This window comes from Pararhizobium sp. LjRoot238, assembly GCF_964252955.1.
Lineage (GTDB): Bacteria > Pseudomonadota > Alphaproteobacteria > Rhizobiales > Rhizobiaceae > Pararhizobium.
Window position 1 is genome coordinate 114,866 of record NZ_CAXUPP020000003.1, and the last position, 17,895, is coordinate 132,760.

Annotated in this window: 14 protein-coding genes and 3 pseudogenes; 7 read left to right on the top strand and 10 right to left on the bottom strand. The window is 59.2% G+C overall.

Going from position 1 to position 17,895, the window contains the following annotated elements:
- Positions 1 to 15: 15 nt before the first annotated feature.
- From ACSQ3F_RS25220 to ACSQ3F_RS25260, 9 genes and pseudogenes are all read right to left on the bottom strand, one after another.
- Complete coding sequence (locus ACSQ3F_RS25220) at positions 16 to 1,674, bottom strand: ABC transporter substrate-binding protein (RefSeq protein WP_436102946.1); 1,659 nt, start codon at positions 1,672 to 1,674, stop codon at positions 16 to 18.
- Between the two features lie 306 nt (positions 1,675 to 1,980).
- On the bottom strand, positions 1,981 to 4,314 hold the full coding sequence (locus tag ACSQ3F_RS25225) for a molybdopterin guanine dinucleotide-containing S/N-oxide reductase (RefSeq protein WP_436102947.1): 2,334 nt from the start codon (positions 4,312 to 4,314) through the stop codon (positions 1,981 to 1,983).
- Positions 4,315 to 4,363: 49 nt separating this feature from the next.
- Positions 4,364 to 5,740: an FAD-binding oxidoreductase gene (locus ACSQ3F_RS25230; protein ID WP_436102948.1), complete on the bottom strand. Its 1,377-nt coding sequence runs from the start codon at positions 5,738 to 5,740 to the stop codon at positions 4,364 to 4,366.
- Entirely contained in the window at positions 5,737 to 6,615 is an 879-nt protein-coding gene (sseA, locus tag ACSQ3F_RS25235) for a 3-mercaptopyruvate sulfurtransferase (RefSeq protein WP_436102949.1), read from the bottom strand. Before sseA ends, ACSQ3F_RS25230 begins: the two co-directional genes overlap by 4 nt.
- 79 nt (positions 6,616 to 6,694) lie before the next feature.
- Positions 6,695 to 7,297, bottom strand: a complete 603-nt coding sequence (locus ACSQ3F_RS25240; RefSeq protein WP_436102950.1) for a 2-hydroxychromene-2-carboxylate isomerase — start codon at positions 7,295 to 7,297, stop codon at positions 6,695 to 6,697.
- Between the two features lie 2 nt (positions 7,298 to 7,299).
- Positions 7,300 to 7,878, bottom strand: a complete 579-nt coding sequence (locus tag ACSQ3F_RS25245; RefSeq protein WP_436102951.1) for a TetR/AcrR family transcriptional regulator — start codon at positions 7,876 to 7,878, stop codon at positions 7,300 to 7,302.
- A 564-nt stretch (positions 7,879 to 8,442) separates the two neighbouring features.
- Positions 8,443 to 8,973, bottom strand: a pseudogene (locus ACSQ3F_RS25250) (ABC transporter permease subunit); the annotation flags it as partial.
- Entirely contained in the window at positions 8,964 to 9,134 is a 171-nt protein-coding gene (locus ACSQ3F_RS25255) for a hypothetical protein (protein WP_436103128.1), read from the bottom strand. The gene ACSQ3F_RS25255 and the pseudogene ACSQ3F_RS25250, both read right to left, overlap by 10 nt.
- Before the next feature lie 91 nt (positions 9,135 to 9,225).
- Positions 9,226 to 10,218: a sulfate ABC transporter substrate-binding protein gene (locus ACSQ3F_RS25260; RefSeq protein ID WP_436103121.1), complete on the bottom strand. Its 993-nt coding sequence runs from the start codon at positions 10,216 to 10,218 to the stop codon at positions 9,226 to 9,228.
- A gap of 297 nt (positions 10,219 to 10,515) precedes the next feature.
- Between ACSQ3F_RS25260 and ACSQ3F_RS25265 the strand changes: the two are divergent.
- The 7 genes and pseudogenes from ACSQ3F_RS25265 to ACSQ3F_RS25295 form a co-directional block, all read left to right on the top strand.
- Positions 10,516 to 10,862, top strand: a pseudogene (locus ACSQ3F_RS25265) (LLM class flavin-dependent oxidoreductase); the annotation flags it as partial.
- A gap of 405 nt (positions 10,863 to 11,267) precedes the next feature.
- The gene (msuE, locus tag ACSQ3F_RS25270) at positions 11,268 to 11,828 is read left to right on the top strand and encodes an FMN reductase (RefSeq protein WP_436102952.1); all 561 of its coding nucleotides are present in this window, start codon (positions 11,268 to 11,270) and stop codon (positions 11,826 to 11,828) included.
- A gap of 457 nt (positions 11,829 to 12,285) precedes the next feature.
- Positions 12,286 to 12,429, top strand: a complete 144-nt coding sequence (locus ACSQ3F_RS25275; protein ID WP_436102953.1) for a hypothetical protein — start codon at positions 12,286 to 12,288, stop codon at positions 12,427 to 12,429.
- Between the two features lie 87 nt (positions 12,430 to 12,516).
- Positions 12,517 to 12,825 carry a hypothetical protein gene (locus tag ACSQ3F_RS25280; RefSeq protein ID WP_436102954.1) on the top strand — a complete coding sequence of 103 codons (309 nt, stop codon included), beginning with the start codon at positions 12,517 to 12,519 and terminating at the stop codon, positions 12,823 to 12,825.
- A 41-nt stretch (positions 12,826 to 12,866) separates the two neighbouring features.
- Positions 12,867 to 13,569 (top strand): annotated as a pseudogene (locus ACSQ3F_RS25285) (gamma-glutamylcyclotransferase).
- A gap of 1,074 nt (positions 13,570 to 14,643) precedes the next feature.
- Positions 14,644 to 15,714: an IS110 family transposase gene (locus ACSQ3F_RS25290; protein WP_436102955.1), complete on the top strand. Its 1,071-nt coding sequence runs from the start codon at positions 14,644 to 14,646 to the stop codon at positions 15,712 to 15,714.
- 273 nt (positions 15,715 to 15,987) lie between these two features.
- Positions 15,988 to 16,371 (top strand): hypothetical protein, encoded by a 384-nt coding sequence (locus tag ACSQ3F_RS25295; RefSeq protein WP_436102956.1) that lies wholly within the window; start codon positions 15,988 to 15,990, stop codon positions 16,369 to 16,371.
- Positions 16,372 to 16,541: 170 nt separating this feature from the next.
- Here the strand turns inward: ACSQ3F_RS25295 and ACSQ3F_RS25300 are convergent, their stop codons facing one another.
- On the bottom strand, positions 16,542 to 17,879 hold the full coding sequence (locus tag ACSQ3F_RS25300) for an LLM class flavin-dependent oxidoreductase (RefSeq protein WP_436102957.1): 1,338 nt from the start codon (positions 17,877 to 17,879) through the stop codon (positions 16,542 to 16,544).
- Between the last annotated feature and the right edge of the window lie 16 nt (positions 17,880 to 17,895).

Sequence of the window (17,895 nt, forward strand, 5' to 3'; positions counted from 1 at the left end):
CGGTTGCATCGCGACTTACTCGCTTTCGGTCTTGCTTGCCGTGTAGTAGCTGGCATAGGCGACGCCGTTGTATGTCTCGCCCTTGAGCGTCGGCGACTGCACGTAGATGCGCTGGACGATCTGCGTGCGCGGGATGAAGTAGCCCTGTTCGAGGACATACTTCTGCAGTTCGTCCAGGAGCGGTTCGCGGATTTCGGTCGAGCCAGCGCTGGCGATCTTGTCGCGCAGTTCGTTGAGCGTCTTGTCGCTCTCGTCGAGGGCGAACCAGTTCTCGCCGTTGTTGGCGTTGGTCAGGATACTGGCGACGATGCCCGCGTCGATGAAGCTGCGCGTCACCTCGTAGGCTGGCACAGCCGCGCCGCCGTACTTGACCTTCTGGCCATATGTTACGACGTCGTAAGCCTGAATGCCGACCTTCCAGCCAATCTTGCCGAGTTGTTGGGCGATGAGTTCGTCGACTGCCTTCGAGGTTGCGAGGTAGGGATTGGAGTGGAGTGTCAGCGACAGCGGCTTGCCGTCCTTGGCGCGGATGCCGTCTGCGCCCTTGGTCCAGCCCGCCTCGTCGAGGAGCTTTTCGGCCTTCTCCGGGCTGTAGGCCAGCAGATCGCTGTGGTCGGTCGCCCCCGGCACGTTGCTCTGGATGAAGGACGTCGCCAGCTTCCAGTCGGGCGTGTAGACGGTGTCGATGATTTCCTGGCGGTTGATGCCGGCCTGGAGGGCCTGGCGGACCTTCACGTCATCGTACGGAGCCAGCTTGGTGTTGATCGCCAAGCCGTTGACGAAGCCGAGATAGCGCGGCGTCGCAATGGTGAAGCCTTCCGCCTTGAGGGACAGCAGCTCCTGTGGGGAGGCGTTGTAGGCGACGTCGGCCTGGCCGGACTGAACCGAGGCGACCCGCAGCGATGGCTCGGAGACTAGCTTGTAGGTGATGGAGTCGAGGAAGGCCGGGCCGGTGTGGCCGACTGCCGCGGGACCCCAGTTGTAGTCCTTGCGCTTGACCAGCTTGACGAAGTCGCCTTCCTTCCAGCTATCGACCACGTACGGGCCGCTGCCGGAGGTCTTGCTCAGGTCCGCCTGATCCGTGGCGGGCTGAGCAATGGTCTTCGGTGAGATGAGGATCGAACCGTGGTAGCCAAGCGTCGGGATGAAGCCGAGCGTCGGCTTCTTGAAGAAGACCTTCACTGTAGTCGCGTCAATCGCCTCGGCATGGTCGTAGGTCTTCGGAAAGAGTCCAATCGGGTTGATACCCTCGTTCTTGCGGCCGGCGTACCAGATGTCGAGGTTGGCGACGACGGCCGATGCGTCGAGCGGGGACCCGTCGGAGAATGTCACGCCGTTCTTCAGGTGCAGGGTGAATTCGGTCGCCTTGTCGTTCTGCTCCCAGCGCTCGGCGAGCCAGGGGCTGACCTTGCCGTCGGCGTCGACGTAAAGGAGTTTATCGGTCACATGTCCCCAGATGTGGCCCTGGAAGCTGGAGATCGCGCTGTTGTTCGGGATCCAGGTGTCGCCCAGCGAATCGATCAGGAAGGTGATGTCACCGCCGTTGCTTGGGCTGTCCGCACTCAGAGCCGGCGAGAACCCCGCCGTTGCCACCAACGCGGCGGTTGCTAGCGCGGAGGTGGCGATCAGCAGACGACGCCGGGAAAGGGAGAGCAGAAAAGAGCGTTCGGTCATGATGCGGTCCTGTGTTGTTTGCCAAGCAGATCATGACGCATAGCCTAAGCACGGTATGGAGAAGGAGAAAGACCAGTTGTTCTTTTTCTACTAAATTTATGGATTATTTTGTTCCGTTTCCGGGCGTGTGAGGATCAGCTTTTCCGGGCTTGGCGGGATCTTTGATTGTGGAGCTTTTTCGACCATGGCGGTGATGGGTGCAAAATGGACCTCGGGCGGCGCCATTCATTCCGCTGCTCGACCGGTCCGTTCGACTATCGGCGCCGGGATTGAGGAGGCGCCTGTCCCTGACCGGCGAAAGCAAATTTACCGGTTACTGGCCTTCGTGCTGGACCTGTCAGCGTCGTCTATGAAACTCAACCCCTCGAATATCCGCACCGCAGGCGGTTCACCGTCGAACCGTTCGACCTCCACCCGGGTCAGCTGCCCGGTTGAGGCCTGGGCTAGCTGGGAGGTTCCGACATCGCGTGTGAGGATGTTCGGATTGCCGTGGATACACATGGTCTTGTCGGCGGCTCGATCGTCGGGCTCGAACCACGCGCCTGTCGCAAGCTGCATGACGCCCTTTCGCAGGTCTTCGCTCAATACCGCTGCCGCAAGGCAGCTGCCAAGGGCATTGAACAGCCTGACGATGTCGCCATCCAAGATGCCGCGCTCGGCCGCATCGGCCGGATTGATTCGCACCGGTTCCCGGCCCTTGATCTTGGTGGATCGGCTGAAATCGCCATAGTCCAGCTGGCTATGCAGACGCGAATGCGGCTGGTTGCAGATCAAATGGAGCGGATAGCGGCGCTCATCCGCCTCTGCTTCCGGTCTGAGTGGATACCATTGCGGATGACCACGGCAATCGTCGTAACCGAAGCTCTCGATGGTCTTGGAAAAGATTTCGATTTTCCCGGATGGTGTTTGTAGCGCTGCCCCCGCCGGGTCTTGGCGGAAAGCGCGTGCAGGCCCGCCGTCATCAGGCTGAAGCGGCAGCAACAGCTCGCCGCGTTTCCAGAAGATTTCAAAGTCGGGAGCCTCGTGTCCGCCCGCGGCAAGCGCCTTGCGCGTCGTCTCGAACAGGAAAACGAGCCATTCCTTGCTGGTTCGGTTTTCGGTGAACGCTTCGAACGTTCCGAGACGGCGTGCTATTTGCGAGAAGATTTCATAATCGTCCCGCGCTTCGCCGACCGGCTCGATGAGCTTCTTCATCGCGATCATCAAGGGATCGCCGCTCGATGCGCCGATATCGTCTCGCTCGAGCGTCGTCGTGGCCGGCAGGACAATGTCGGCGTGACGCGCGGAAGACGTCCAGGCCGTTTCATGCACGATGATGGTATCGGGTCTCTTGAATGCTGCCCGCAGTCTGTTGATATCCTGATGGTGATGAAACGGATTGCCCCCCGCCCAATAGACGAGCCGGATATCGGGATAGCGTAATGCATAACCGTTATAGTTGAACGCCTCGCCCGGATTGAGGAGCATGTCGGCGATGCGCGCAACGGGAATGAAATCCGAGACCGGGTTATGGAATTGACTTAGTGTGGGCAATGGAACGGAGAGCTGGCGTTTGCCTGTGTTGCCCAACGCCCCAAGAGAATAAGAGAACCCGCCGCCGTCCAGTCCTATCTGTCCGAGCATTGCGGCCAGCACGATGCCCATCCAGACCGGCTGCTCGCCATGGTCGGCACGTTGAAGCGAATGGCTGACGGTAATCAGTGTCCTTGCTCCCGCCATTGTCCGCGCCAGATCCCTGATGGCCTCGACGCCGATGCCGCAGATGCCGGAAGCCCATTCCGGGCTTTTTTCGACGCCATCGGTCCGGCCGAGCAGATAATCCTCGAAACGCTCGTAGCCGACCGTATAGCGGTCGAGAAATCCGCGGTCATGCAATCCTTCCCTGACCAGCACATGGGCAAGGCCGAGCATCAGCGCGACATCGGTTCCCGGCACGATCGGCAGCCATTCGGCATTCGCCTCAGAGGGGAAATCATCGTTTAACGGGCTGATGAGGACAAAGCTGGCACCGCGCGCGCTGGCTCCCTTCAGTTTGTCGCGGACAATATGCTGGCTGTTGCCGCCGCCATGCACATCCGCGTTCTTGATCGCCATTCCGCCAAAGGCTACGATCAGTTCGCTGCTCCGCTCGATGGCATCCCAGGTGACGCTCTTGCGTTCGACGTGGTCGTATGGTCCCAGGACATGCGGGATAATGACCATCGCAGCGCCGGAACTATAGGTGTTGACGGATCGCACATATCCGCCCAGCAGATTCAAAAAGCGGTGGACTTGGCTCTGAGCATGATGGAACCGTCCGGCACTGGCCCATCCGTAGGAACCGCCGAACACGGCCTGCGGTCCGAAATCTCCGTAAACGCGCCGAAGCTCTTTCGCGACAAGATCCAGCGCTTGCGGCCAGCTGACTTCCACGTAATCGTCTGCCCCGCGAGACTGCGCGTTGCCGGGGGTGCCCTCGAGCCAACCGCGCCTGACTGCTGGACGCCTGATGCGCATGGGGCTATCGGCGATCGCCGGCAGGTTGCCCAGCAAGGGCGACGGATGTGGGTCATCGGAATGGGGACGGATTTCAAGCTTTCCGTTTTCGTAACGTCCGGAAAATGCGCCCCAATGAGAGCTATGTGTCTTGAACTCGTTCATGTGCGGAATACCCCGGCGATCAAAGTGATTGCTGACAGGCCGATGACGTCTAAGAAGGCAGGATCTTGCCCGGATTCATAATGCCTCTGGGGTCGATCGCCTGCTTGATGACGGCCATGAGCTCGACGGCGTCGCCGTGTTCCTGGCGCAGATAAGCGATTTTGCCAGTGCCCACGCCGTGTTCGCCGGTCGAGGTACCGCCGACCGAAATCGCGTATTCGACCATCTTCTTGTTGATGATCGCGACCTCATCGATCTCTGTCTGGTTCGTTGGATCGACAGCGAAGACGACATGGTAGTTGCCGTCGCCGACGTGGCCGAGGATAGCGGCCGGAACGCTACAGCCCTGCAAAAACTCGCGCGTCTTGACGATGCAGCCGCTCAGCTGCGAGACAGGCACACAGACGTCGGATGACCAGCCCTTTGCGTTCTGCCGCTGGGAGACGACCGCATAGAATGCGTTATGGCGCGCCTTCCAAAGCCGATTGCGTTCCTCCGGCGCGTTGGCCCATTCGAAATTCTTGCCGCCATTGTCCTCGACGATCGCCCTGACCATCTCGACCTGCTCGCGAACCCCCTCCGGAAAGCCATGGAATTCGAAGGCGAGTGTGTCCTCGATTTTCAGCGATAGATTGGAATAGGCGTTGACCGCCTGGATCAGCCCGCGGTCCATCAACTCCATCCGGGCAACCGGAATGCCGAGCTGCACGACCGCAATCGCAGCATTGACCGCCTGGTCGACGCTTTCGAACGAGCAGAGCGCCGCGGAAATCGTTTCCGGGATGCCGTAGAGCCTGAGCGTGACTTCGGTGATGATGCCGAGCGTGCCTTCGGAGCCCACAAACAGCCGGGTGAGGTCATAACCAGCAGAAGACTTGCGTGCCCGGCCGCCGGTGCGGATGACCTGTCCGGTCGGCAGGACGACGGTCAGCGACAGGACGTTCTCGCGCATGGTTCCGTACAGAACCGCGTTCGTTCCGGAGGCGCGCGTCGCGGCCATGCCGCCGATCGAGGCGTTGGCGCCGGGATCTATCGGGAAGAACAGGCCCATGTCGCGCAGGTGCATGTTCAGTTGTTCCCGCGTCACCCCGGCCTGCACAGTGCAATCAAGGTCCTCGGCACTGACGCGGATGACCTGCGACATCCGCGAAAGATCGATGGAAACGCCGCCACGGACCGCCGTCAGATGACCCTCGAGCGAAGTACCCGCGCCAAACGCGATCACCGGCACGCCTTCAGCTGCGCAGAGCCGGACGGTCTCGGCCACTTCCTCGGTGCTTTCCACAAATACGACGGCATCCGGGATGGCAGGCGTGTGATGGGATTCGCCGCGGCCGTGCTGTTCGCGCAAGGCGCGCGCGGTGGAAAAACGATCCCCGAAGACAGCGTTAAGCGTTTCGGAGAGACCGGAAGAGAGCACGCTCATCTGCCGTCTCCGCGCTTGTCCGGACCGATGTCGACAGGTGCCTCACCCGGCTGGCCCCATTCGGTCCAGGCGCCGTCATAGACGGCGACGTCTTCCTTGCCGAGGAGATGCAGTCCAAAAACAAGTGCGGCGGCGGTCACGCCCGAGCCGCAGCTCGCAATGACCGGCTTGGAGAGATCAAGACCGGCAGTCTCGAATGCCTTGCGGATGTCCTCCACCGGGAGAAGTTCGCCGGATTGCGGATCGGTCAGGGCGTTGAAGGGAAGATTGAGGCTGCCGGGAATATGCCCGGAGCGCAGGCCCGGCCGTGCCTCTTTTTCCTCAGCGGTAAACCGACCGGCCGAGCGCGCATCGATGACCTGCTCCGCCCGGCTTCCCAGATTGTCGAGAACCTGTGCCTTTGAGCGGACAGCGGTCGGGTCGAATGTTGCGTGGAACCGTGCGCTGGCTGGCGCTACGACCTCATGGGTCACAGCGCGTTCCTCGGCCAGCCACTTCTTGAGCCCGCCATCGAGGATCGCGACCGTGTCATGGCCGAAGGTGCGCAAGGTCCACCAGACCCGTCCGGCCGACATCAGGCCGGGCGTGTCGTAAACCACGACGACACTGTCGTTCGAAATGCCGAGATCGCCAGCGTAGCGCTCGAACGCGTCGGCGGACGGCAGCATGTGCGGCAGCAACGTCTCGTGATCGGCGATCGTGTCGATGTCGAAGAAGCGCGCGCCGGGAATGTGACGACTGGCAAAATCCTCTGAAGCGATCGGCGTCGCGCCGGGCAGCTTGAAGGATCCGTCGAGAATGACGAGGTTCTGATGATCGAGATGCGCCGCCAGCCATTCGGTGGAGACGAGCGAGCCCGGTAGGGAAACAGACATGAGACGCTCCGAGTATGGTCGGGAGAAACGCAACGCGTGTCCGGCGCATGGCACGACAATGCCGCGCCATGCGATGAGATCAGGCGACGAGCTTTTCGCCCTTCAGATGGCGATCGAGGAAAGGCAGGCTATCCTGTCCCCAATAGAGTTCGTCCTCGTATCGGAAGGTGGGAAGGCCAAAAACGCCGGCGGCCTTGGCGGTCTCGACATTCGATTTCCAGATCGACTGCACCGCATCCGCTTGGGCAAGTTCTTCAAGCCTTGCACCATCGAACCCCGCTGCATCCGCAATTGCTTGACGGACCTCGGTTTGGCCGATGTCCTCTCGGCGTGCCCAAAAGGCGTCTTGAAGCACGCCTGTCAGCGTCAACCAGTCTGCACCGTTCTCGATGGCGGCGATAATCATAAACCCGGCAGGCGTCGGGTCGGAGAGGGCGGCGCGGTTTTCGAAATTCAGCGTCTTGCCCCGCAGCGACGCCCACCGCTTTAGATCTTTCGTCCAATAGGCGCGGCGTGCTTCCGGCCGGTTACGGGAATAGATCGCACCGTTGTCCTCGATCAGCGGGATGACATATGGGCGTATCGATGCCCCATGCCGCGAGGCAAGGGCGGCAAACGGCTCCAGGCCGATGAAAGCCCAGGGGGAGCCAATGCCGAAGAAGTAATCGATGGTTTTTGTCATTGTCAGTTCTTCTCAAGAGTTCGGGTCGAGGAGATCGCCGCGTCGAAGACGGAAAGTGCGCAGTCGCGGGCAACAAGAACGGCCTGCGGATCGCGTTCGACTGCCACCGTGGCAAGGGCTCCTTCATAGAGGAGGGAAAGATGGGCAGAGGCTTGGTCAGGTCTGACATCAGCTCTCGACATGATGGCGCGAAATATGTCCCTCACAGTTTTCTTGTGCGTTCGCGCTATCGACACGACGCGTTGAGAATCGCCGTGCTCGGCGACTGCAAGAGCGAACGCGCAGCCCCGAAACTCCGGGCTATCGGCCTTTTCGTACAAACGCTCGAAAATCAGCTTGATCTGATCCCTCGGAGCACCCGCGGCATCCAAAACCTCCTGCAACGAACGGATAACACGGTCGTGGCGATCCTGGAGATAGGCTGCAACGAGATGGTCCTTGGACGGGAAGTGTCGATAGAGGGTTGCCTTGGCAACCTTCGCTTCTTCGATGATTCGATCTATGCCAACGGCGCGGATACCTTCGCGATAAAAAAGCGCACCGGCGGCGGTAAGGATCTGGTCTGATATAGGCTCTTTCATTGGACTGCTTCGGTTTGGGGATGCTTCATTGATGAATCAGCAAGCCATATCATCAGGCTGTTACCGTCAAGGTTGGTTCCTGCCAGGGTTCAGTGCATTGTTTGGCGATCGGATGGCGTCGAGCGGACGAACAACCTAGAAGTCATCCTCATGTGGAAAAAGGTCAAAGGCTTGCTGCGCTACCTCCCGCCAATAGGGTACTTTTGTAGCAAGCCACATTTAATCATCGTCTCCCCCTTCCAGACGTACTGACTATCCAATGTTGAAGATGATCCCGTTTGACTCGCCATGCAGAAAGGCTAGGGCACAAACCGATAACGAGAAAGACAGGTTGTTCTTTTTCTGCTGGCTTTGTAGAAAATGTTTCGTGCGCGTCTCGCTCAGACAGCTGACTTTTTCGTAGCCATACGCAGCAACCTCATGCGGGAAGTGACACTCTGTGCACTTGGAGTGTTGTCCCGACGCCGCATGGGTGATCTCTTGAACTTGTCGATGGTTCGCCGCTGGGCACCGCCGAGGGGCCGACCGGGTCGTCCAGGCAGTGATCTGCGCGTGCTCCAGAATTCAGCTCTTTCCCTTCCACGGAACCAGCCATACTTCCAGTGATCGCATCCCAAGCGTAAACGCGAATGCACACAATGCAATAATGCCTATACCCACGAAAACCACATCGGTTGCCAGGAAATGCGATGCGGACATGATCATGTAACCGATGCCTCTTGTCGAGGCGATCAGCTCGGCCGCAACCAAGGTGCCCCAGCCCACGCCCAGGGCAATGCGGATCCCCGTTAGGATTTCCGGCAGGGCCGACGGCAGGACGATATCGAAGAACAGGTTCCATCGGCTGGCACCCAGCGTCAGCGCCACATTGACACGCTCGAGTGGCAGGGATCGAACGCCAGCTTGGGCCGACAGGCAGATCGGGGTGAACATTGCCAGAACCAGCAATGTCACCTTGGAGGTCTCACCGATACCCAGCCAGATGATCATGAGCGGCAGATAGGCGAGCGGCGGGAGCGGCCAATAAAATTCGATGGGTGTATCCAGAACGCCCTTTGCCCAGCGATTGAGCCCCATCGCAAGACCTACCGGAAGACGACATTGATCAGCGCGGCGAGAAAGGCCGTGCCGAAGTTGATACGCAGGGTGTTGACCGTGCGCTGGTCGTTGGCCAGTTCCCAGAAGGTTGCCCAGCCCAGGACGCTGGAGCGCCAAACGAGGCCGGAGAGAGGAATGAGATGACGAGAGTGAGCCATGACAAAGTAACGCCGAGCGCCAATCCGAATCCCGGAATGACGCTCGGCTGCCTGATTTGCACAGCGAAGCTGCGCGTGCGGTCATAAAGTCTTATTGTCCTGGCTTGTAGATCTGGTCAAAGAGCCCACCATCTCCAAAATATTTTGGCTGAGCTTCCTTCCATCCGCCGAATTCGTCAATAGTGACGAGCTTAACATCGGCAAAACGCTTGATGTCCTCCGGGTCGGCGGCTTCCGGTTTGAAGGGGCGATAGTAGTGTTTTGCCGCAAGCTTCTGGCCGACATCCGAATAGAGATATTGCAGATAGGCTTCGGCCACCTTGCGGGTGTCCTTGGCATCGACATTGCCGTCGACCAGCGCGACCGGCGGCTCAGCCTTGATCGAGATGGACGGAGTGACGATGTCGAAATTGTCCGGGCCGAGTTCCTCGAGCGAGAGATAGGCTTCGTTTTCCCAGGCGAGCAGAACGTCTCCGAGGCCGCGCTGGACGAAGGTGGTCGTCGAGCCGCGCGCGCCGGTGTCGAGCACGGGAACATGCTTGAAGAGCTGGCTGACATATTCCTGCGCCTTGGCATCGTCGCCGCCATTGGCCGCGCGCGCCCATGCCCAGGCGGCCAGGAAGTTCCAGCGGGCGCCGCCCGAGGTCTTCGGGTTCGGCGTGATGACCTGGATGTCATCCTTCACGAGATCGCCCCAGTCCTTGATGCCCTTCGGATTGCCCTTGCGCACCAGGAAGACGATCGTCGAGGTGTAGGGCGCGCTGTTGTTTTCGAACTTGGTCTTCCAGTCAGCCGGAATCTTGCCGGTTCCTTTGGCGATGGCGTCGATATCGGCTTCGAGCGCCAATGTCACGACGTCGGCTTCCAGCCCGTCGATGACGGCACGCGCCTGTTTGCCGGAGCCGCCGTGCGATGCCTGGATCGTCACCGTTTCCCCGGTATCCGCCTTCCATTTTTCAGCGAAGGCCGCGTTGAAATCCTTGTAGAGTTCACGCGTCGGGTCGTAGGAGACATTCAGAATCGTCGTGTCGGCAAATGCAAAACCCAGTCCGCCGATCTGGATGCTGCTGGCGAGAAGCGCCATCGTAAAAAAATTCGTGAGTCGTTTCGCTCGCATGGCTATCTCCGTTGTTAAGCAGGCTTACTCTATTCATTAAGTGGAATATTTTAACGCAGAACTTTACCTTCGGCCCTCGTGGAGAGAGAAAGTCCTGCCTCTGATAGCCCAGATGTAGAAATCATTTGCCCCCCTGGATCATCTCCCGACTGATTGCTAGCGAACACGGTGGACGCGCCGCCGCGCAGATGCTGAAACATGCTCAGCGACGAGCCATGCGGTGCAAGCGTTTATTGCCAGTGATTTCCACACCGTCGCGCCGGCCTTGCCGGTAAGGAGACGGATGATTTCTTCGTCGCGTAGTCGCGCTAACTTGAAACCTATCGGGCTGCCGGCATCCACGAAAAGCGGGTCGCGCTCGTTCGTGTCATCGTTCCTCTCGACAGAGCCGATACTGACCCGCAGACGTTATCGCGATTGCGAGGCGGGGCGCTACGAGCGAACGCTGACGCGACAGGGAGAGGCAGATTCTGGAGCTAGTCCTTGCCGATCCCATACTGCCGCGTGTTAGCGAACTCAGGTTGGAACTTCCTGACGAATTCGCGGACTAGGAGTATCGGCGGCAGATCATCCATGACTTTGTCAGCTTCATTGCGCCGAAACTGGGCTGGGTCAACACAAATGAGCGAGATCGGATCCTACCAAGGGATCTCGAAGATTTTGTGATCCTTGTCTTCCAGAACTTAAAAAGCGCGATCTTGCGAGGCAGGATTACCAGAGCGCAACCTTGCGAGAAAATCTTGGATTGAGGCGGCCCGCAAATTCTTATTTCGATGTCGCATCGAGGCCACCCAGCTCAAACTGCTAGGGCACCCAATATATCTTGCCGGTATCGAAATCGGTGGATGCGGACACGGGGAACGGTCCGATAGCGCAGACAGCCAGCGAGGATAGATTTTCCCCTCTCCGGCGTGATGAAGGTTCGTCGTTGCTTTAATCTAGTATTTTTATGGATAATATTTATCAGCACGATTGGCGCGGCTTGGCGTGCGAGAATGGCAAAGGAAGGAAACCACATGGCGGCTCCCAAACTCGTCGGTATCGTCGGCAGCTTCAATCGGCCTTCGAAGACATACGCCCTTGTTCAGGATGTCGCTGATCGCGCTGCCGAACGGTACGGCTTTGCAAGTAAGATTTATGACCTCTACGATGTTGGTGCTTCGCTTGGCAGTGCTCTCTGGCGCAAGGATCTTGATGATCAGGCGAAAGAAGTCGTTGATGCCATCGTCGGATCGGACGCTCTTGTTGTCGGCGCGCCGACCTACAAGGGCTCCTATCCGGGCCTCTTCAAACACTTGATTGATCTGATCGATCCGCACGAGCTGCGGGGTAAACCAATCATCATAGCAGCGACGGGGGGCGGCGATCGTCACGCTTTGATGGTGGAGCATCAATTGCGTCCTCTGTTCGGGTTTTTCATGTCGCATACACTACCGACGGCCGTTTACGCGTCGGACCGCGACTTCACAGACTATCGTGTGTCCTCCGAGTCGCTCTCAAATCGAATTGGCGATGTCGTCAGCGAGCTCGCCGCATTCTTTCCTGGCGTAAATGCTGTTCTTGCCGCGGCTGAGTAACGAGCTGCGCGTACCCTGTTCCACTCGATTAGGATGCAATGATGGACAAGGCCAATACGACACTCCCATCCGAGGAGCTCTGGAGGGTTCTCGACTTCGCACGGCGATATCGTCTGGAGAAAACGGAAGAAAACCGCCTTCTCCTGCTCTTCGGCCCTATCGCTTCGGTACACGAATTGCTGACGAATGCGCGCCGGTATCCGCTCACTCCATGAGCCAGATCCTTGCAGTCTCAATCGTGAAAAAACGGAGGATCGTATGCTGCAAACTTTCGTCAACTACCTCATAGCGCGTTTCGATAGCATTTTTCTTCGCAGGCCGAACGCCGCGCAACGCGACCAAAATAGCGGCGAGGCGTCAAGGGGCGAGAGGCGCGACGAAGGCAACCTGTCGTTACGTGAATAGGAACTCTACTATTGGCGCTCGGCCCCAGGACCTTGGTATTGAGGGACCGGCAATGGCGCTTGTGTTTGACCTTCGTCGACAGATCCCGAAGTCGGATATCAGGAACATCGAGTCCAAACCCACGCATTGCATGGCGGTCGGTTCCATCGTCTCGTCGTTCGCCTTTATTTTGGCACTGGTCATCGGGGCCATCTGATGGCCAGGTCGTATCAGAGACGCCACCCTGTTGGTCGGCTCGGTGCCGGCGCGCAGCTTCGGCCATTTGAACGAAAGGAAGACGCGAATGTCCGATCTAATCAATGACCCGCTGCACTTGTCGGACGCTCCAGCGATGGGTTCAAGGGAAGATCGGCGCCAGGTTATTGAGCGGCTTGTTCACGCAATGATGCAAATGGTGACCGCCTTCGAGTCCCATGGCGACGCCCAGCATCTTATCCCAATCGTGCAGTTAATTGCTGTGATCGAAGAGATGGCTGGCAGGATCGCAGACGCCGACGATGCAACGTTTTCGGCGATCGTCGAAGAAACGGCCTCGCTTTTGCGCACGCTTGAACAGCGCCGGCAAGAGATGGCGATATTTACCGTCCATTGAGCTCGGCATTCGCGTTGGTGTGAGCTCCATCACGGGAGACGATTTATGACGGGCGACAGCCGAATGTCCTGACCGCCGAGCTTGTCGCGCTTTGCTTCCGGCAGGAAGAGGACCTCGGCCCAGATCCGCGACGTCCATCGCTGAGTGACGTCGAATTGGAGGCTGTCGCTGAGCGGATATTTTTCGAAAGCCAACGACAGCCCCTGTGGATTTTTGCTTACGGGTCCTTGATCTGGAAACCCGACTTCGACGCCGTCGAAAGCCGCCGGGCGATTGCTCGAGGGTGGCATCGCTCGTTTTGTCTGCTGCTCAACCGCTGGAGAGGCACGCGGGAGCAGCCGGGATTGATGATGGCGCTTGACCGGGGCGGGCGCTGCGCGGGGATGGCGTATCGCTTGCCGGATGATGATCGGCTTGCCCAGATCCGGAGGTTGTTGCGGCGGGAGATAGGATCTCTCGAAGACGTCAAGGCAATCCGTTGGATCACGGTCGAGACAGATCAAGGTTATCTGCGCGCGCTGGTTTCTGGGTGGCCCAAACGGTGAGCACGTCTCTTTAAAATTGCCCTTGTCAGCTGTTGCGCGCGTGTTGGCGCGCGCCTGCGGCCATATGGGCTCATGCGCGGAATATCTGTACCTGACGGTTCTGCACCTGGAACAACACGGTATCCGTGATCGCAATCTGTGGCAATGGCAGGTGCTTGTCGCAAGCGAGATCAAGTCCATGCATCGCTCGCCATCGTGAAAAGCGCGTTGTGCGGCAAAGGAGATGGTAAAAGGGCATTACCTCTTGGGTCCTTGATGTGGCCTTCGCCGGTGGTGCAACGAGATAAATATGCCAGCCAGACATCGGAGGTAAGCGCCCGAAATGTACTTGTGCCACGCCCTCGGCGCAGCGCGAACTCACCCATCCATAGGTATCGCCCAAAACAGAGGGCGCGTCCGGAAACGTTTTTCGTTGTCCGCTCCAACGTCATTTGATCAAGCAACGGCAATGTCGGTGTGTACAAAGTCGTTGCCCTTGAACAGCAGCGGAAGGCGATAGGCCCGCGTGGTTGAACGCGAGGGCGACCGTCGATGAGCCGAAAACCCGACAAGCACGGGGGGACGATGCGGTCTGGCAGAAGGCTGTATCGCGCGAGGCAGTCATCCGTCCCCTGGCATCGAAGGGTCGACTGTCACCTGCCGATGTCGGCTTGGTCTGCCGCCAACTGGAAGTAGACCGGGCACGTCTTTATGGGCTTCTCGGTCGCTACCGGAGTTCTTCCGTCACGAGCTCGCTGCTCGACCACAATCCAGGTCCCGAAAGGGGGAGGCGTCGTCTGACGCAGGACCGCGGTGCCCTTCATATATCATGAGCGGCAACTGGATTTCATCAATCGGGTTTTCAGATTGGCGGCCGCATCGCCGTAAATGTTCTTATTAGGTTCTCCATTGGAGGAGAGTCAAGGCCACCCCGTCAGTCGGCCCACCGAGAAAATACGGGGCTTGCGCGTAAGGGATATCAATGACTTATCGCCTGCAGTCAAGGGGGCAGCCGCTTGGCAGGCATAAATCGCTTTATCACGGGAGTGTTACACTATAAAATTTATGGTGTTATTCGGTCCGGAGGAAACGCTGAGTTCTGCGTGTTCTGCTTCGATCCCGGCCGATGAGGAGGAACTGGCTTAATCCACAAGAGGAGGTGGCATGAAAGAGTCCGCCTCCACCGATAGAACGGATCACTGAAATGCAGGTGATGATCGAGGGACAGTCACACTTCCAGCCTTTCGGCTTACCTTATTGGGGTTCGCAAGATCTCAACAAGGGAGTTGGAAGCATGACTGCCTCTTATGATTACCATATCGGCGTCGACTACCACAAATCCTACAGTCATCTGGTGGTGCAGGACAGCAGCGGCAAAACGCTCAGATCCGGCCGGGTGAAGAACGACCGCCAGTCGCTTGGCGGCTTTCTGGAACGATACCGCGAGAACTCGCATGCGGTTGTCGAGGCGACACGCAACTGGATGGTGATGTACGACTGGCTCGACGACATTTGTGATGATGTCGTTCTCGCCCATCCGCTGAAGGTCAAGGCGATCGCCGACGCCAAGATCAAGACCGACAAGATCGATGCGACGGTGCTGGCGCATCTGCTCAGGGCCGATCTGGTGCCGGAGGCCTGGGCACCGGGCGAACGGGCGCGAGAACTGCGCGTCGCGCTGCGCGAGCGGATGTTCTACGTGCGGCTGCGCACGATGACGAAGAACCGCATTGTCACGGTGTTTGATCGCTATCCCGAGCAGACGGCACAGCTGAAGAAGCTCGGCGATCTGTTCGGCAGGGCCGGCCGCATTCAGCTGGCGCAGGTCAACGTCTCAGAGATCGACCGCGTCCAGATCGACCGTGGCCTCGACTTCATCGGCGACATTGACGTGCGGATCAAGCAGTCGGAAGCAACGATCCGGGCGATGACCAAGGCCAATGCCAACGTCAAGCTGTTGAAGACGATCCCCGGCATCGGCGAGTTCTTCGCCCGGCTGATCGACGCGGAGATTGACGACATATCCCGCTTTCGCAACCCGAAGAAGCTTGCCGCCTATGCCGGGCTTGTGCCCTCGACCTATTCGAGCGGCGGCAAGACCTTTCATGGCAAGATCATCAGGCAGGGCAACAAGTGGCTGCGCTGGGCTTTCGTCGAAGCCGTCACCCCCGCCATCGCCAGCGATGCGCAGCTTCGCGCCCAATACGAACACCTGAAGATCAGAGGAGTGAACAAGGCGCGCGTGGCGATTGCGCGTAAGCTTTTGACGATCGCCTTCCAGATCCTGCGTAACCAGCGCGCTTACGAGCCGCGCGGCGAAAGCACCATCACGGAAGGCGCGTCGACGACATCCCGGTTGTCCTGATATCTGTCTAGCGAGCCCGGCAGGACTGGGCTGCGCTCTTGAAGGAGAATGGGAAACCGGGAGCCGAACGCCACTCTGTGACCGAAGCCAGGACGGCATCAGGGTCACGCATTGGAGAATGGTTCACGACCGAAGGACAGCAAATCAACCTGTCCCGCGGAAGAGAGAGGTTTACCCGATCGGCGCCAATGCCGGTCAAAGACCAACCGAACCCAAGGAAAAGCCGCCAAACGGAGGTGTTTTACCCCTTGTGTTCTTTCATTGGAGACAGACATGACGAATGCCTTGCCGCCACTTTACAACGGACACGCGCCGATCACCCTTCAGGAATTGTTCCGCGAAGCGCTCAACGCCTTCGAAGAATGGGATACCGAACTTACGGAACCGATCGTCACTTTCGAAGGGCGGGTCATCCCGATCAGCCTTGTCTTCGAAGCGATGTGCGAATGCGACGATATCGTGCCGATGAACATTGTCCGTGCCATCACCGAAAGACTGACCAAGCCCTGGGAAGGCGAAGGACCGCTCGATCAGATGAGCTTCTCGACGGCCGCCCGCGTCATGCGGGTGCTGGTGCGCAAACGCCTCCTCGCCAATGGTGGTGCCGATATCGTGGCTGTCTCCAGCCGCACGGCCGAGCGCAAACCGCCCGAATGAGCGAAAAACCGCCAGCAAGAAGCTGGTATGAAAGTGCGGGGCTTCGGCCCCGTTATTCATTACCATCCAGAACGATCTTCAGGGTCCGGATCATGTCGGCCGCCTCAAGCAATGCATGACCTACAATCACGTCAGGAGCTGACGCGATCGACGCGGCGACCGTCTGTAGATCAGTCACCTTGTCCGGCTCTGTTTGGCTCTGCCTGATGCCCACTTGCTCGCGTCCTGGAAAGTCCGAGGTGATCACGCAGCGTCAAGCCGCCGTATTCGGTGCGGAACAGCCCGCGTTCCTGTAGGATCGGCACAACCAGCTGCGTGAAATCCTCCAGGCCTTCCGGGAAGAACGGTGGCATGACGTTGAAACCATCGGCGGCGCGGCCTTCGAACCATTGCTGCATGCGATCGGCAATCTCCACCGGCGTGCCGAGCACGATATGGTGACCGCGACCGGCGGCAACGCGCAACGCCAGCTGGCGGATCGTCAGGTTCTCGCGCCGCGCCAGCGCGGTCAAAAGCTCGGCGCGGCTGCGTAGCTGGTCCGAGATCGGCAGGTCCGGCAGCGGGCCGTCAGGATCGTAATCGGCAAGGCTGTGGCCGATGCGTTCTTCGAGCAACGGCATGGCGCTCTTCAGGTCCGTCCACTGGTCGAGTTCGGCTAGTTTATCGGCCGCTTCCCTGGCCGTGCGGCCGATCACCGGCAGGAAGCCGGGCATCACCGCGACGTCGTCGGCCTGGCGTCCGAAGCGCAGGACGCGTTCCTTCAGGCTGCTGTAGAAGGCTTTGGCCTCTTCCAGGCTCTGCTGGGCGGTGAACACGACGTCGGCGGTGCGAGCGGCAAGGTCCTGGCCGGGGCCGGAGGACCCTGCCTGGATCAGGATCGGGTGACCCTGCGGCGACCGCGGGATATTGAGCGGCCCCTTGACCGAATAATACTTGCCCTTGTGATCCAGCACATGGAGTTTCGCCGGGTCGGCATAGACGCCGCTTTCCTTGTTTTTGACGAAGGCGTCGTCGTCCCAGCTGTCCCACAGGCCGCGCACCACGTCGACGAATTCTTCCGCCACGGCGTAACGCTCGTCATGCTCTGGATGCGACTTGGAAAAATTGTTGGCCGTGCGGGCATAGGAGGTGGTGACGATATTCCAGGCGGCGCGGCCATGGCTCAGGTGGTCGATCGAGGAGAAGGCGCGCGCCGTGTGGTAAGGTTCGCCATAGGTCGTCGATGATGTCGCCGCCAGCCCGATCTTGTCGGTCACCAAAGCCAGCGCGGCAAGCAGGGTCAGCGGCTCGAAACGGGCGATCGTCGAGGGATGCGCGTCGAGGCTGCTGGTCAGGCCGTCGGCGAGAAAGACCATGTCGAACTTGGCCGCCTCGGCGATCTGCGAAACGCGCCGTAGGAGGTCGAAATTCTCGCTGCCGGCCTCGGCATGAGGATGCCGCCAGCCGGATACGTGGTGGCCCGCTCCCTGCAGGAACAGGCCCAGATGAATTTCTCTCTTGGCGCTCATGGCTAAGTCTTTCTTC